This is a genomic window from Streptomyces sp. NPDC111744, from assembly GCF_055634995.1.
In genome coordinates, this window is sequence record NZ_JBVKCG010000054.1 from 1 (window position 1) to 14,759 (window position 14,759).

12 protein-coding genes and 1 pseudogene are annotated in these 14,759 nt (G+C 70.1%); 8 read left to right on the forward strand and 5 right to left on the reverse strand.

Translation table 11 applies throughout. From position 1 onward, the window contains the following. The first annotated feature begins 289 nt into the window (after positions 1 to 289). From ACZ7OO_RS43430 to ACZ7OO_RS43445, 4 genes are all read left to right on the forward strand, one after another. Positions 290 to 1,936 (forward strand): GtrA family protein, encoded by a 1,647-nt coding sequence (locus ACZ7OO_RS43430; RefSeq protein WP_471512911.1) that lies wholly within the window; start codon positions 290 to 292, stop codon positions 1,934 to 1,936. Positions 1,937 to 2,038: 102 nt separating this feature from the next. After that, on the forward strand, positions 2,039 to 3,544 hold the full coding sequence (locus tag ACZ7OO_RS43435; protein ID WP_471512912.1) for an NAD(P)/FAD-dependent oxidoreductase: 1,506 nt from the start codon (positions 2,039 to 2,041) through the stop codon (positions 3,542 to 3,544). Further along, on the forward strand, positions 3,541 to 5,118 hold the full coding sequence (locus tag ACZ7OO_RS43440; protein WP_471512913.1) for a glycosyltransferase family 39 protein: 1,578 nt from the start codon (positions 3,541 to 3,543) through the stop codon (positions 5,116 to 5,118). The genes ACZ7OO_RS43435 and ACZ7OO_RS43440 overlap by 4 nt, the downstream gene beginning before the upstream one ends. A gap of 215 nt (positions 5,119 to 5,333) precedes the next feature. Next, positions 5,334 to 5,636 (forward strand): cold shock domain-containing protein, encoded by a 303-nt coding sequence (locus tag ACZ7OO_RS43445; protein ID WP_471512914.1) that lies wholly within the window; start codon positions 5,334 to 5,336, stop codon positions 5,634 to 5,636. A gap of 148 nt (positions 5,637 to 5,784) precedes the next feature. Here ACZ7OO_RS43445 and ACZ7OO_RS43450 read toward each other — a convergent pair whose 3' ends face one another. From ACZ7OO_RS43450 to ACZ7OO_RS43460, 3 genes are all read right to left on the reverse strand, one after another. After that, positions 5,785 to 6,063: a hypothetical protein gene (locus tag ACZ7OO_RS43450; protein WP_471512915.1), complete on the reverse strand. Its 279-nt coding sequence runs from the start codon at positions 6,061 to 6,063 to the stop codon at positions 5,785 to 5,787. A gap of 31 nt (positions 6,064 to 6,094) precedes the next feature. Beyond that, on the reverse strand, positions 6,095 to 7,126 hold the full coding sequence (locus tag ACZ7OO_RS43455) for a cytochrome d ubiquinol oxidase subunit II (protein ID WP_471512916.1): 1,032 nt from the start codon (positions 7,124 to 7,126) through the stop codon (positions 6,095 to 6,097). Between the two features lie 66 nt (positions 7,127 to 7,192). Next, a complete protein-coding gene (locus ACZ7OO_RS43460) occupies positions 7,193 to 8,611 on the reverse strand; it encodes a cytochrome ubiquinol oxidase subunit I (RefSeq protein ID WP_471512917.1) in 1,419 nt (472 codons plus the stop codon). A gap of 230 nt (positions 8,612 to 8,841) precedes the next feature. Between ACZ7OO_RS43460 and ACZ7OO_RS43465 the strand changes: the two genes are divergently transcribed. The 4 genes and pseudogenes from ACZ7OO_RS43465 (at position 8,842) to ACZ7OO_RS43480 (ending at position 12,401) form a co-directional block, all read left to right on the forward strand. Beyond that, positions 8,842 to 10,023 (forward strand): zinc-dependent alcohol dehydrogenase, encoded by a 1,182-nt coding sequence (locus tag ACZ7OO_RS43465; RefSeq protein WP_471512918.1) that lies wholly within the window; start codon positions 8,842 to 8,844, stop codon positions 10,021 to 10,023. Between the two features lie 94 nt (positions 10,024 to 10,117). Then, a pseudogene (locus ACZ7OO_RS43470) lies at positions 10,118 to 11,057 on the forward strand (Rieske (2Fe-2S) protein). Further along, positions 11,041 to 11,583, forward strand: coding sequence for a DUF1360 domain-containing protein (locus ACZ7OO_RS43475; RefSeq protein ID WP_471512919.1), 543 nt, complete (start codon positions 11,041 to 11,043; stop codon positions 11,581 to 11,583). The pseudogene ACZ7OO_RS43470 and the gene ACZ7OO_RS43475 overlap by 17 nt, the downstream one beginning before the upstream one ends. 272 nt (positions 11,584 to 11,855) lie before the next feature. Further along, a complete protein-coding gene (locus ACZ7OO_RS43480; protein ID WP_471512920.1) occupies positions 11,856 to 12,401 on the forward strand; it encodes a hypothetical protein in 546 nt (181 codons plus the stop codon). Between the two features lie 261 nt (positions 12,402 to 12,662). Here the strand turns inward: ACZ7OO_RS43480 and ACZ7OO_RS43485 are convergent, their stop codons facing one another. Together ACZ7OO_RS43485 and ACZ7OO_RS43490 are read right to left on the reverse strand one after the other, a co-directional pair. Continuing rightward, positions 12,663 to 13,253 (reverse strand): hemerythrin domain-containing protein, encoded by a 591-nt coding sequence (locus ACZ7OO_RS43485; protein WP_471512921.1) that lies wholly within the window; start codon positions 13,251 to 13,253, stop codon positions 12,663 to 12,665. Between the two features lie 11 nt (positions 13,254 to 13,264). Beyond that, positions 13,265 to 14,464, reverse strand: a complete 1,200-nt coding sequence (locus ACZ7OO_RS43490; protein WP_471512922.1) for a hypothetical protein — start codon at positions 14,462 to 14,464, stop codon at positions 13,265 to 13,267. Positions 14,465 to 14,759: the final 295 nt, after the last annotated feature.

Here is a 14,759-nt window from a genome sequence, read left to right on the forward strand (position 1 = left end):
CAACCCGCGACCAGTAGCCCCGTGCGGGCCCTGCGCGCTGATCACGCGCATCCTGGATCCGAAGGCCGCCGAAATCGCCTCTTTTTCGGCGGCCTTCTGCGCGGCACGGTCTCGGCCATGGGAAGGAATGGATCGACCGGGCTAGTGAACTGCTGACGCGCTCGCTGACGGGAGGAGCCAGGAGGGTAGACAGGAGCTGTTGGAGGCGTGCTCGGCCGCATGCGTCCTTTTCTTCGGGAGCCCGTCGCAGCCTGTCGGCGGGTGCGTGCACGCGAAAGGCCGGAGTGTCGTGAAGCAGACCGACCCAGAGCGTTCACAGGCGCTCAAGGCAGTTCCGGCTGACGCGGCGCGTCTCCCCTGCATCCGGCGTTGGACGCGGGCGCTGCCCGAGGTCACCAAGTTCGGAGTCTCGGGAGCGGTCGCCTTTATCACGGAGGTCGGCTCCTTCAACCTGTTTCTGGCTTCGGGGCTGGCAGTGGCCCTGTCGTCACTGCTGAGCGCGGTGGTGGGCACCGTCGTCGCCTATGTGGGCAACCGGCACTGGACGTATCGCGAGCGGCCTTTTGGGCGCACTGGGCGGCGGATCGCCCTGTTTTGTGTGGTGAACCTCGTGGGGGCAGGCATCACGACCGGGTGCGCCGTGGCCTGCCGCGACGTGCTCGGGCTGCACGGCGTGGTCGCCGTGAACGTGGCGAAGAACGTCGTCGGTATGGCGTTGGCGATGGTGTTCCGCTTCTGGGCGTACCGAACTCTGGTCTTCTCGGCCGATCCGGCCCCGGTGGCGGGTGTTGGCGCAGTGCACCGAGGGAGGGCAGGGCTCACCGGGCGAAGCGGGACGGAGCCCTGGTGGACGGCTGTCAAAGTGGCGGCACCGCCGTGGCTGACGGCCCACGCACTCGTCGCCGTCGCTCTCGCACTGGCGCGCTGGCACTACGGGGGTCTGCCGGACACCGGGGCGGTGCGGCCGTCATCCGGTCTGCTGGTCTGGGACTCGGGCTGGTACCGGTTGCTGGCGGTGCGGGGATACGAGCCGCCCGGGCCCGCTGCAGTGCGGTTCTTCCCCTTGCTGCCACTGACGGTCCGGATCGGGGCCGCGTTGACGACGCTTCCCGCCACCGTTGTCCTGCTGGGGCTGTGCTCGGTGTGTGCGCTGGCGTACGGCACGCTGCTGCACATGGTGGTGCGGGAGACGACTGCCGACGGCCCGGCTGCGCGCCGGGCGGTCTGGCTTTCCCAACTGGCACCCGGATGCGCCGTACTGGTGCTCGGCTACACCGAGGCGCTGGCCGGCCTGCTGGCCGCCGCGTTCTTCCTGTTCCTGGCCCGTGGCTCGAAAGCAGGGGTGATGACTGCAGGGCTACTGAGCGGCCTGGTGCGCCCGACCGGCGTACTGCTCACGGTGCCCGCCCTGGTGGAGCTCGTGAGCGCTCCTTCTCGGGCCCGACGGTTGCAGGCGGCAGCGGCGGCAGTGTCACCGGGGATCGGCACACTGATGTACACGGGATGGTGCGCGGCGGCCGGCCACGGCTGGCTGGCCCCGTATGCGGTGCAGACCCAGGGCTCCCTGCGCGGCGGACTCGTCGGCAACCCTCTCGTGGACTGGCTGCATCCGTCAGGGGGCCATCTGACCCGTACTGCAGTGTTCACCTTGATTGTCAACGTCTTGCTGCTGACCGCGACCGCCGCCCTGCTGTGGGTCGCCGGTCGGCGCCTGCCCGCTTCATGGAGCGCCTGGGCCCTGGCGATGGTGGCCCTGGCGGCCTCAGCCGCGGGCCTTCGCTCGCTGCCGCGCTACCTTTCAGCGGTATTCCCGCTCCTGACCGCCGCCGCTTTGGTCCTTGCCACGCGCAGGCGCTGGCGTCTGATGGTGGGCGCGTGCTGTGTGCTCTTCACGGCTCTGGCGACGGTCGGCTTCGGCGGTCGATACGTCCCCTGAACGGCTCACTGGGCCGGGCAACCGCCGAACACCGGCCATAACGTGACAAAGAGGGGCTGCTGTCATGCCGCTCTGCCCGTGTGCCGGACGAAGGATGCCAACGTGAGCACTCCCTCCACCTCAGCGGTCATCGTGATCGGTGCGGGCCCCGCAGGACTGACCGCCGCTCTCCTGGCATCCCGGTCGGGTCGATACGTGACCGTGCTGGAGGCGACGGGCGAGGTCGGCGGCCTGGCGCGGACCGTGGAACGCGACGGCTGGCGCTTCGACCTGGGCGGCCACCGCTTCTTCACCAAGGTCCCCGAAGTGCGGCGCCTGTGGCGTGAGATCCTGCCCCCCGAGGACTTCCTGCGCCGACCCCGACTCAGCCGGATCCTGTACCGCGGCCGGCTGTTCGACTACCCGCTCAAGCCACTCAACGCCCTGCGCGGGCTGGGGGTCACGGAGGCCGCGCTGTGCATGATGTCCTATGCGGCGGTGCGCGCTCGTCCACCTCGTGACCAAAGCAGCTTCGAAGGATGGGTGAGCGCCCGGTTCGGCAAGCGGCTGTACAGGATCTTCTTCAAGACCTACACCGAGAAGGTGTGGGGAGTGCCGGCCACCAGCATCCAGGCCGACTGGGCGGCCCAGCGCATCAAGAACCTCTCGCTGTCCAAAGCGGTGGTGCAGGCCCTACGGCCGGGACGCACCGGCACGAAGATCACCACTCTGATCGACGAGTTCGACTACCCGCGCCTGGGACCCGGCATGATGTGGCAGCGCGCCCGTGAGCTGGCCGAACAGGCGGGTGCCCGGGTGGTGCTCGACTCGCCGGTGACCCGTCTGGAACGTGAAGCGGACCGGGTAGCCGCGGTGGTGGTCCAGCACCCCTCCGGGACCGCCGTCCGCTACCCATGCGAGCACGTGATCTCCTCCATGCCGCTGCCGGAACTGGTACTGGCCATGGACCCCGCCCCGCCGCCCCATGTGGTGGAAGCAGCCCAGGGTCTTTCCTACCGGGACTTCCTCACGGTCGCGCTGGTCGTTCCCCAGCGCGCGGGTTTCCCCGACAACTGGATCTACGTGCACACGCCCGGCGTACGGGTCGGCCGGGTGCAGAACTTCGGCTCCTGGTCGCCGCACCTGGTCAAGGACGATTGCACCTGTCTCGGCATGGAGTACTTCGTCAACGAGGGCGACGAGGTGTGGTGCCTGCCCGATGCAGAACTCGTCGATCTGGCCCGGCGCGAGCTGGCCGCCCTCGGCCTGCTCACCGACGCCCAGGTCCGGGCCGGCTACGTTGTACGCGTGCCGAAGGCGTACCCGGTCTACGACAAGGGCTACATGGAGCGGGTCGCCGTACTGCGCCACTGGCTCGCCGAGCACGCCCGGAACGTACAGGCAGTGGGCCGCAACGGCATGCACAAGTACAACAACCAGGATCACTCCATGGTCACCGCCATGCTCGCGGTGGAGAACCTGGACGGTGCCGACCACGACCTGTGGGCCGTCAACGTCGAGGCCGACTACCACGAGGAGGACACCACCAGCCGGCACGGCACAGGCCGCGACGCCCCCCTCGTCCCCTCGGTCAGCGGCCCCGCATCGGCCCGAAACCGGTCTGCATGAACACCTCCGCACCCCGGCCGCGGCTCGCCGGCACCACCGCTTCGCCCACCGAAGCAGCGGACCAGGCTTCCTGGCGCAGGACCGTGACCTGGGCCCTCACCCTGTTTGCAATGGCCACGGCGCTGACAGGCGTACTCCTGCGCTTTTGGGCGCCCTACCCGCTGTGGCTGGACGAGGCGCAGAGCGTCGCGATCGCCCGCCTACCCTTGCATCTGATCCCCGGTGCCCTGCGGCACGACGGGGCTCCCCCGGTGTATTACATCGTGCTGCACCTGTGGATGTGCGTGTTCGGCGACGGTGATGCCGCCGTACGCAGTCTGTCGGGTCTGTGCAGCGTGCTGGCCCTGCCGCTGTTCTGGCGCTGGGCCGCGCTTCTGGGCGGCCCCCCGCTCGCCGCCCTCACCCTCGGTTTCGCGGTGGTCAACCCCTGGCTGATCCGGTACGCCACCGAGGCGCGCATGTACTCCTTGGTCGTCCTCCTGGTCCTCATGCTGGCGCTCGTCCTGCGACGGCTGCGCCACAGACCCGGCCCGGCGAACGCGGCCATGGCCGCCGTGGCGGGCGGTCTACTGCTGCTGACCCACTACTGGGCACTGTTCCTGCTCGCAGCCATCCTCCTTACGACTGTCTCGCGGTGGCTGTGCCGGCGCCGGCAGGCGGCCGACGCCTGGACGCTGGCGGCGTTGTGCCTTGCAGCATGCGCCTTCATGCCCTGGTTGCCGTCGTTCCTCTTCCAGCTTCACCACACCGGGACGCCATGGGCCGCAGCGACGACCTGGCGCTCCCTGACGGCTCTGCCCGGGGCCTGGTCGGCTGGAGGACGCCCGCTGCACGCTCCCCTCTCCCTGCTGCTTTGGCCACCGCTGCTGGCCGGTCTGTGCCTCCGCATAGACCCCACCGGTCGGCGCCGACCGGCAATGGCCGGGCGGACCCGGTCACCGATCGATGCGGTGTGCGTGGTCACCCTGCTGACCGTGGCTGCCGCCTTCACCACCTCCCGCGTTGTGGGCTCCGCCTTCGTCTCCCGCTACTCGGCGGTCGTCGTGGCCCCTGTCATCCTGATCGCGGCCTTCGGCGTCACCCTGCTGCCTCGCCGGGCGGTGTCACCCGCCGTCCTCGTCCTGGTCACCGCGTGGCTGGCCATCGCCGCGCTCAACCTCACCGTCCCCCGCACCCAGGCCGGCCAGATCGCCGCGGTGCTCAATCGGCATGCCACAGCGGGCGACATTGTGATCTTCTGCCCCGACCAACTCGGCCCCGCTGTCACCCGGCTCCTGCACACAACCGCCCTCCGAGTGGCGTACCCCACCGCACGTGACCCGGCCATGGTCGACTGGGTCGACTACGAGCGGCGCAACAAGGCCGCGTCCCCCACCGCCTTTGCCACCCGGATGCTCGCCCGCATACGACCGCACGGGCGCATCTGGCTGGTCACCCGCGACGGCTACCGCACCTACGGCCACCAGTGCGCGGGCCTTCGTGCCACCCTCGCCACCGCCACCGGCCCCGCCCACGTCGAAGTCGTCCGGCAAACGGAAGCCACCGAAGGCGCAACCCTGCTGCGATACTGGTGAAGCGTCCCGCTGGCCGAGCAAGTGCTGCGCAACGTCGGCCGTTGCAGCTGCTGCTGTCAGCGAAGAGCGCCCTCTGGGCGGCTTCCGGGATTCGTATGGATGCCGCTGTCGGCAGATGACGTGTCGCCCTACGGCCACATGGTGGAAGGCGTCTCGCAGACGGCCGCACCGGACCCTCTCGGAAGCTATGAACCCACTGGCTCCGGGCACTCCCATTGCGGCTCCCGCTGTCGGGAGCTGGAACAGCGTCGATCTTCGCGCACGACTCCGAGATCAAAGGCACCGGCTACCGCGAACTGACCGAAGGGGAACACGTCACCTTCGACATCGGACAGGGCCGGAAGGGACCGCGGCTCAGAACATCGTCCGCGGCTGATTGGTCGAAGATAACCGCGGCAGCACGGCTCCAGGCCGCGGCCGCCGCCTCGGCTAGCGGATGGGCGTCACAACTGGGTGGCCACACTGCGCATCGGTGTGGTTTGCAGGAGCCCCGGGGATGGTTCTGCGTGGTCTACTAACGGCTCGTGGTATTCCATCGCTCTCGCTGACATGGTGTGGTGACAGGGAGCGAAACCGCGTCAGCTCCCGCGTCAACAGGGAGCTGGCGGGGTAGTGCCATGCGGCGACGCCCACGCGGGCGCAGCGAGCTGCTCGGCGAGGGCGCGATCACCTCCCTCGTCGTGACTCGGAGCTACCGATGCCCAGGGCGTCCCGCACACGGTCGTAGACGCTGAGCGGTACACCCAGCAGGGCGTTCCCGGGAGGCCGGCGGGGGATGACGGGGTGCGGATGCGTCGGGGCGGTCTGGCGTACCGCCGCCCAGGTGGTGCCGAGGGTGCGTAGCCGGGCGGTGTCCACCGCGTCCTGCAACCGGGGGAGGAGGAGGTCCTCCTCGTCCTGGAACCAGCTGAGCTGCTCGCCGACGACCGCGACACCGGATCCCACGGCTACGACGCCTTAGACGGGCTTGACGGCTTCATGACGACGTACGGTGGCTGTGCGCCTGGCGCGCTTGGTCCGTGTGCGACCGCTGGAAGGTGCCGTATAGCAGCCACAGGGCCGGGATCAGCAGCACCGCGCCGCCGGCGAGGGCGATGAGGCAGGCGGAGAGCACGGCGGGCTGGGAGGCGGCCTGGTCCACGGTGAGGCTGCCGACCAGCATGGCCGGGTACTGCGCCGCGCCCCAGGCCCACAGGATCGCGGCGACGGCCAGCGCGGCCGCTGCCCGGGCCGCGACGTAACGTCGCCGCGTCAGCAGGCCGAGGCCCGCGACACCGCTGATCGCGCTCAGAACGACCAGCGGCAGCGCCCGGTGGGTGAGTCCGTGGAACAACTGGGGAGCGTCGGCGCGCAGCACGGCGATGCCGACCAGGGCGACTGCTCCGCTCGCCAGTCCGCTGGCCACGGCACGCCGGGCGAAGGTGCGCGCCAGTTCCGCGTCGTCCTCGCGGTCGGCGTCCGCGCAGAGGTAGACGGCGGCGAGATGCGCGCAGGTCAGGACGGCCAGGACACCGCCGAGCGCGGAAGTGGGGTTGAGCCAGCTGGTGAGCACGTTCCCCTCGGCGAGGCCGGCCGGCACCCGTCCCGAGGCGACCGCGCCGGCGACGGCGCCGAGGAAGAAGGGGGTGACCAATGAGGAGATGGCGAAGCACGCACCGAAGAGCCGGCGCTGCCACAGCTCGGTGCTGGCCTTACGGAAGGCGAAGGCAGCGCCGCGGGCGATGATGCCGAGGGCGGCCAGGGTGAGCGGCAGGTAGAGGGTGGACATCACGGCGGCGAACACCGGTGAGAAACCGGACCAGAGCAGCACGATCACGAAGATGAGCCAGACGTGGTTCGCTTCCCAGATCGGGCCGATGCTGTGCTCGATGAGCCGGCGCTGCGCCTCGCCCCGGCGTGCGCCCCCGGCGAGCAGGTCCCACACACCGGCGCCGAAGTCGGCGCCTCCGAATAGGGCGTAACAGGTCAGTCCGACCCACATGACGGCGAGGGCGGTGTCGGCGAGCACGGTGCCTCCAAGGACGGCTTCGGTTCGCTGGGCGGTGGGGCGGAACCGGGACGAGGGGCCGTCCCGTCAGACCACGGGGTACCCCCGCACGTCCGCTTCCTGCGGCGCGGCCGGAACGGCCGTCGCACGAGCGAGGCGGCGCAGCACGTACACCGTGGCGACGGTCATGGCGGCGTACACCACCAGCACCAGCCACAGACCCGCCATCAGGCCGGGCGCGGGGTTCACGGCGTCCCGTACGCTCATCACGCCCCAGACGATCCACGGCTGCCGGCCCAGTTCGGTGACGCTCCAGCCGCTCTCCAGCGCCACCACGGACGCCGGGCCGGCGAGCGCGACGAGCATCAGCAGCAGACGGCTGCCACGCCGGTCGAGGAGCTCGCCGTCCGAGCGCCGGGTGCGCCACCACGCCAGCAGCAGCCACAGGCCGAGGGCCAGCAGGAAGAACCCGACGGCCACCATGAGGTCGAAGGCCCAGTGGACGCCGGTGACGGCGGGCCACTGGCCGCGGGGCACCGTGTCCAGTCCTTTCACGACCGTGTTTGGCCGGTACCCGACCAGCAGGGAAAGGCCGTCGGGGATCTCCAGGCCGTACTTCAGTCCGTCCTGCCCCGCGACGCCGCCGACGGTCAGCGGCACGTGGGAGCCGGTGCGGTACACGCCCTCGATGGCCGCCAGTTTCACCGGCTGGTAGTCGGCCAGGAAACGGGCGGCCCAGTCGCCCACCACGATCTGGAAGGGGGCGACCACCGCGCCGACGGTGAACGGAATGGCGAGGCCGGCCTTGTGGTAAGCGTCGCGGCGCCCCCGCAGCAGGGCGACCGCGTACACGGCAGCGGTCAGGAACGAGGACACCATGAACGCGGCGAGGATCATGTGCACCGTCTGCGGCGGGCTCGCCGGGTTCAGCATGGCCGCCCAGGGGTCCACGTGGACTACCTTGCCGTCGCGCAGCGTGAAGCCGCGGGGCTGGTTCATCCACGCGTTGGCGCAGACGACGAAGAACGCCGACGCGGTGCCCGCGATCACGATGGGAATCCCCGTGAGCAGATGCCTGCGGGGCGACAGCCGGTCCCAGGCGTACAGATAGATGCCGAGGAAGATCGCCTCGATGAAGAAGGCGATGCCCTCCAGGGCGAAGGGCAGCCCGATCACCTGGCCGAAGCGCCCCATCAGCCCCGGCCACAGCAGCCCCATCTCGAAACTGAGAATCGTGCCGGACACCGCGCCCACGGCGAACAGCACGCCCATGGCCCGCGCCCAGCGCCGCGCCAGCAGTTTCAACGCCGGATCGTTCCTGCGGACACCCAGCCACTCCGTGAGAAGAGTCAGCGCTGGCAGGCCCACCCCGAGGCAGGCCACCACGATGTGCCAGGCCAGCGAAAAACCCATCTGGGCCCGCGCCGCCGACAGGTCTCCCTCTGACGCGGCACGCGCCAGGACCATGACGGGACACGAGCCGGCGGCAACAGGGATGTCGTTCACAAGCACTCTCCCGCGCACCCGAAGACTGTCACCGCAGGCTTCCCTGTATCACCGGCATCAGCCCGCGGCCAACTCGGGGTAACCCACCGGTGCCATGGCAAACCGCATGAGCGGCCCACCGCCGGTAACCCGGGTCCCGAGCCGGACCACGGGCCTGGGCCGGGGCCCCGGAGGTTCCTAGGCTTGCACCAAGGCCGGAGGCCCGCCAGTGGAGGTAAGCCACATCCCCGTTGCCAGGACTTCTCTCGCGCCCGGAAGGCGTCAACAAGCTGTCCGTCGAGCAGGTGCCCGATCCTGGCCTGCGCAACGACCAGGACGTGATCGTACGGCTGATCGCGGGCACCACCTGCCGCTCGGATCTCCATCTCATCGGCGGGTACATCCCGTTCAGGCGGTCCGGGGACGTCATCGGGCACGAGTTCCTCGGCGAGGTCGTCGAGGTTGGGTCGGGCGTGCGCCGGCACAAGGTGGGCGACCGGGTGGTGGTCTGCTCGTTCGTCGGCTGTGGCCGCTGCTGGTACTGCGCCCACGACCTGTGGTCCCTGTGCGACAACACCAACACCAATCCCGGCATCGGGCAGGCCCTGTTCGGCGCAGACACCGGCGGCATCTTCGGCTTCTCCCACGCCATGGGCGGGCTGCGCGGCAGCCACGCCGAGTACGTGCGCGTCCCCTTCGCCGACTACGGCGCCTTCCCCGTCCCGGAGGCCGTCGACGACACCAGCGCCATGTTCGTGTCCGACTCGGTGCCCACCGGCTGGATGGGCGCCGACCTGGCCGGGGTGAAGACCGGCGACGTGGTCGCCGTGTTGGGTTGCGGGGCCGTCGGCCAGATGGCGGCGCGCGCCGCGATCCTGCTCGGCGCGGAACGCGTGATCTCCATCGACCGGATCTCCGAACGCCTGGAGATGACCGAGCGGCACATCGGCAGCGAGGTCATCGACTACACGGCCACCGACGTCGGGGCTGAACTGCGCGAGCGCACCGGCGGCCGCGGCCCGGACGTGTGCATCGAGGCCGTCGGCATGGAAGCCCACAGCGACAGCCCCGTGCACCTCTACGACCAAGTCAAGCAGCAGCTGCGGCTCCAGACCGACCGTCCCACCGCCGTACGACAAGCCGTCCACGCCTGCCGCAAGGGCGGCACGGTCTTCATTCTTGGTGTGTTCGCCGGCGCCGTCGACAAGTTCCCCCTCGGAGCCGTGATCAACAAGGGCCTGACCGTGCGGGGCGCCCAGCAGCACGGTCAGCGCTACATTGCCAAGCTGCTGGACCGGCTGGCGGCCGGCGAGCTGAGCACGGCCCACCTGGCCACCCACACCGTCCCCCTGGACGAAGCACCGAGGGCCTACGAGATGTTCAAGGACAAGACGGACGGCTGCGTGCGCGCGGTGATCAGGCCGGGCGGCTGACCGTGGTCCACCGGAACGCCCCGGCTCCTGTTTGCCGTCGGAGCGGGCGGGGACCCGGCCGACCATGAGCACTACGCCACGCCGCCGCAGCCAGATGCGGAAGAGCCGAGCCCTGCGGCTGCTGGACCGCCTGGAGCGGGAGCTGAGGGCCGATGCGGTGATCGACACGGTCCGCAAGGCGGTGCGGACTCTGCCGCTCGGCGACGGGCGGGAGCTACTCCACGGAAGGTGGCTGGGGCACCCGGTGCATCCCCTGATGGTGCAGGTACCGATCGGCAGCTGGCTGTCGGCGGCGGTACTGGACCTGTACCCCGGCCGCTCCCGCGAGGCGGGCCTGCTGGTCGGCGTCGGCCTGGCCTTCGCCGCACCCGCAGCCCTCGCGGGCTGGGTCGACTGGGCGGAGCTGCACCGCCAGCAGCAGCGCGTCGGACTGGTGCACGCCCTCACCAACTCGGCGGCCGTCGGCCTGTACGCCGCCTCGCGCATCAGCCGCGTGAAGGGCCAGCACACGGCAGGCCCGACCTACGGCTTCCTGGGACTGACGGCGGTCGCCCTCGGCGGCATGCCGGGCGGTCACCTGGCCTACCGCCAGGCATCCGGCGCCAACCACGCCGAAGAGGTCCCGCACGTCGTCACCCAGGGCTGGCACCGGATCGGAGCCGTGGCGGACTTCCCGGTCGACCAGCCGGTGCGGCGCAGCGTGGACGACGTCCCGGTCCTGGTCGTCCGGGAAACCGGAGGGCAGATCCACGCCCTGGCCGAGCGGTGCAGCCACCTCGCCGGTCCGCTCTCCGAGGGCACGGTCAGTGACGGATGCGTCCAGTGTCCATGGCACGGCGGTGTCTTCCGGCTCTCGGACGGCTGGAACGTCCGCGGCCCGGCCACCGCACCCCCAGCCGTCCTTCGAGACCCGGATCGCCGACGGACACGTCGAGATACGTCTGCGCCAACAGGACCCGGACGGACAGGCGCCGGGCGAGGCCGGCGAGGGGCAACGGCGTACGGAGACGGGAACCCATGAACAGCGCAGCTGACAGCCGCCTGGCACGACGTCTGCACCGGCTGCTGCAGCGGACCGGAAGGGAGTACGCGGCAGGGCGCGACCGGCCGCTGGGCGGCTACCTCGCAGCCATGGCGGCCTTCGCCACCTATACGACGGCCTGGGCCGCAGCCGTACGCCTCCGCGGCCGGCCGCTGCCCAACCGGCCCGAGCCGTGGGACGTGGTCCTGACCTCGGTCGCCACCTTCCGGCTCAGCCGGCTGCTGACCAAGGCATCGGTGACCAGCCCGCTGCGCGCCCCCTTCACCCGGTACGTCGCCCCGCAGGGCCCGGCCGAAGTGCACGAGGAGGCACAGTCCGAGGATGCCAAGCACACCGTCGGTGAACTGGCCACCTGCCCCTTCTGCATGAGCGTCTGGGTGGTCTCCACCCTGACCGCCGGCCAACTGCTCTGGCCGCGCGCGACACGCACCACCATGGGCGCGCTCGCCGCTCTGGCTGGCGCGGACACGCTGCAACTGGCCTACAGCGCGCTCGTCGAGAAGACAACCGGCGAGTGACCCTTCACCGGACCGCGGTGGGTCTGCAGTCCTCGGCCCGGAGCTGGGCCGGGGACGGACATGCGGGAGCGGCAAGGCGTGCTCCGCGCCCGGTCGCGGCGGGCCGCGTGGACGGCCGGTGCCACACCGGCGGGGGCACATCGGAGCGTGGGCGGAATCCCTGCCCTGGGCAGAGGCGGTCGACCGCGGCCGATTGGTTTTTCTGGGCGTCCGCTTGGTGCGGGGCACCGACCGCGTGGGTGAAGGCGGTGGTAGCGGGTACCCGCCGGGGCATGCTCAAGCGCGCACTGTGGCAGGGACTGCTCGCCGGCACCGCCGGAGGGGTTGTGATGACTTTCGGTGAGAAGATCGAGCAGGCCGTCACCGGCCGGCCCGACTCCCATGTGCCCGCGCGGGTTCTCCAGCGGCTGACCGGTCTGCCCGAACGTTCCGGCAGACAGCCGCTGCCGGTCAACTGGGCCATGCACTACGGCCAGGCAGCCCTTCTCGGAGTGCTGCGGTCGATCATGGCGCAGACCGGACTGCGTGGAGCGATCGCCTCTGCCAAGTTCACCGTCGTCCGCCTCACCAGCGACCAGATCCTCGAAAATGCGACCGGCGTCGGCGCCCCACCGGCCACCTGGCCCCGCCAGGAGCTCGCCGTGGACCTTCTCCACAAGGCCGTCTACGCCTTCACCACCGGTGCCGTCGCCGACGCCCTCGCCGCCCGCAGTGGGCCAGGCCCTGGGCAGCGCCACGCTGCCGCCCGCCCCGGCCGCCACGCCGGCTTCGGTCCCCTGCCCCGCGGGCACGCCTACGGAGCAGACGGCGGAAAGTGAGCGGGCGTCGAGTGGTTCCACCGAGATCCGGTTCATCCGCTCGTGCTCGTACCGTCCCAGCAGGTCTTCGCCGAGCAAGATGTCACCCGGATCCCATGCGTCGATCGCTGAGTGGTGGCCCGGAGACTCACTTCTGAGCGCCGGCCCGTTGCAGCCCTGTCTCGTGACGCGGCTGGCTGTCGCGTTCGGCGTATACCGGCTGGCAGTCCTTGAGCCCCCCTTGGCATTCTTGAGGCGGCCCGACTTCACGGCTCCGGTATGTCAGTTCTCCCCCATGGCCTTGCGGACGGCGTCCTTGGTGCGGTCCATGAGTGCGGCTACCGGGCCGAGCGCCACGTTGGCGGTGGCTGACTGGACCCCGGGGTGGGGCCGCGTGGGAGCCATCGCCTCGGCCGCTTTGACGGCCTTGGCCATGGTGGCGAGGTTGGTGACGTCGGTGCTGCGGCGCAGGTGGGAGAACTCGTAGCGCTCCTCCGCCCGCGCGTGCTCCTGCACCTCGGTGCGCAGTTGCCTGAGCCGGGGCATGAACTTCGGGTCGTCGGTGTCCATGTCGTCCAGGGCCGCGAGGGTCTCCTTCGCCGACTTCTCCTCCGCCAGGCGATCCTTCACGACCTGCTCGCCGCCCTCGACCGCCCTGCGGACGAACGGGTGGACGACCTCCTCCTCGGCGGTCTCGTGCACGGCCAGGAGCCGTACGAGGCGACGGAAAGCGTCCCGGCGTTCCACACCCCGGCTCTGCTCGACCTCGTCGAAGAGGTTGCGGATGTCGCCGTGCTGGCGCATCAGCAGAGCGACAACGTCGATGTCGGGGGCTTGGTCGTCGCCGGCCTGAGTTGTCTGGAGTTCGGACATGTGCGGCGGCCTCACTTCTCGCGCTGCGCGGGGTTGGGGTACTCGCCCTCGGACTGGACCCGGTACTCGCGGCCGAACATCTCGTCGTGCTCGGTCATGACCCGGTCGCTCGGCGGGGCTTCGCCGCCGTGGATCTGCTCCTGCATCTTCTCGAACCGCTCGTGTGCCTCGCGCACGTAGCCGGCGCCGAGGGTTGTGAGGTCCATCTGGGTGTCCAGCAGTTCGCGCAGGTACTGCTTGTTCGGCTCGAAGGTGAGCACGCCTGGCAGCTCCGGGGCCAGGACCTCCTGCGGCTCGCGCCCGTCGTGCCGGCGCATCAGATCACAGGCGGTGTGCAGGTGCTCCAGCTCCATGTTCAGGTGCAGCTCCCAGATCGCCTTGACCCTGGGGTCGCTCTCCTGCTCCATGAAGGAGTAGTACAGGTAGCACTCGTTGTACTCGTGGTTGACCAGCTGCTCCCACCACGTCTCGCCCGGGTCCACGAGGGACTCGTAGTGGGTGACGTGCTCTTCCTCGATGAGTCCGATCTCCTGGTAGAGCCGGCGGGCGATCGGCTCCATGTAGGTGGGGCCGGTGTTCATGTAGAAGTTCATCGTCTGCTGCTCGGCCGACATGATCGTCAACGCGTGCAGTTTCGACAGGGGGTTCGTGGCGTCCTTGTCGTACGGGTCGCGGACGTTGTCGACCGGATCGCGGTGGTGGAACCTCGTCGGCCGGCCCGGCATCACCTCGGTGAGGTTGTCCACGATCGACTCCGCCTTGCGGTGCTCGATCATCTCGTACAGGTTGGCGTACCGGTACAGGTGGTCGAAGTCCTCCAGCACACCGAACTGGTACGCCTGCTTCAGGTACGGATCGGGCTCCATCCGCGCGACCCACGCCGTCAGGTCCACGGCGACCTGCTCGTAGGCGATCGTCGTCTCCAGGACCGAGGAGACGCCCGGCAGCAGCCAGTTCACCACCTTCTGCTGCTGCGCCTCGATGTACCGCGTCCGCGCCAGCTGCCGTTTGACCTCCGGGTCGGCCGTATTGCGAGCGAGCTGGTGGCTGAAGAGGATGGCCTCCACCTCGATCCCGTTCATCGTGATGATCCGGCACCGGGTGTACGGGTCACACCGGTCGGGGTCGATCGGCTGCACGTTCAGCTCACGCCAACTGCGCACCTGACGGTCCAGCGGGATACCGCGCTGCTCGAGCGGATTGAAAGTCATGGGGGGTGCCTCCTGGGGCAGGGCGACTCGTGCGCCGGCGGGTACCCCGCCGCGGACGACGAGCACAGGTCCACCTGCGAGTCTCACGGTCATCGCCGGCTTTCAGCCACCGCTCGCGCCCGGGGGGCGTGCGATTCCCCCTACTGGGTCAGCCGGGGTGACAGTGCCGGAGCGCTATGGCATGGCCGGATCGGTGCGCAACGGGGCCGTCGTCCGCCCCGGACGGTTGCCGGACGTGAGGCCGGCCCGCCGTCTGCCGACCGCCGTATGCCTGTGTCCGAGACCACCTGGGACA

What these genes read in the sequence shown, in the direction of transcription:
- ACZ7OO_RS43440 (WP_471512913.1), top strand. Translation starts at nt 3,541, where the DNA reads ATGAACACCTCCGCACCCCGGCCGCGGCTCGCCGGCACCACCGCTTCG.
- ACZ7OO_RS43475 (WP_471512919.1), top strand. Translation starts at nt 11,041, where the DNA reads ATGAACAGCGCAGCTGACAGCCGCCTGGCACGACGTCTGCACCGGCTG.
- ACZ7OO_RS43480 (WP_471512920.1), top strand. Translation starts at nt 11,856, where the DNA reads ATGCTCAAGCGCGCACTGTGGCAGGGACTGCTCGCCGGCACCGCCGGA.
- ACZ7OO_RS43485 (WP_471512921.1), bottom strand. Translation starts at nt 13,253, where the DNA reads ATGTCCGAACTCCAGACAACTCAGGCCGGCGACGACCAAGCCCCCGAC.
- ACZ7OO_RS43490 (WP_471512922.1), bottom strand. Translation starts at nt 14,464, where the DNA reads ATGACTTTCAATCCGCTCGAGCAGCGCGGTATCCCGCTGGACCGTCAG.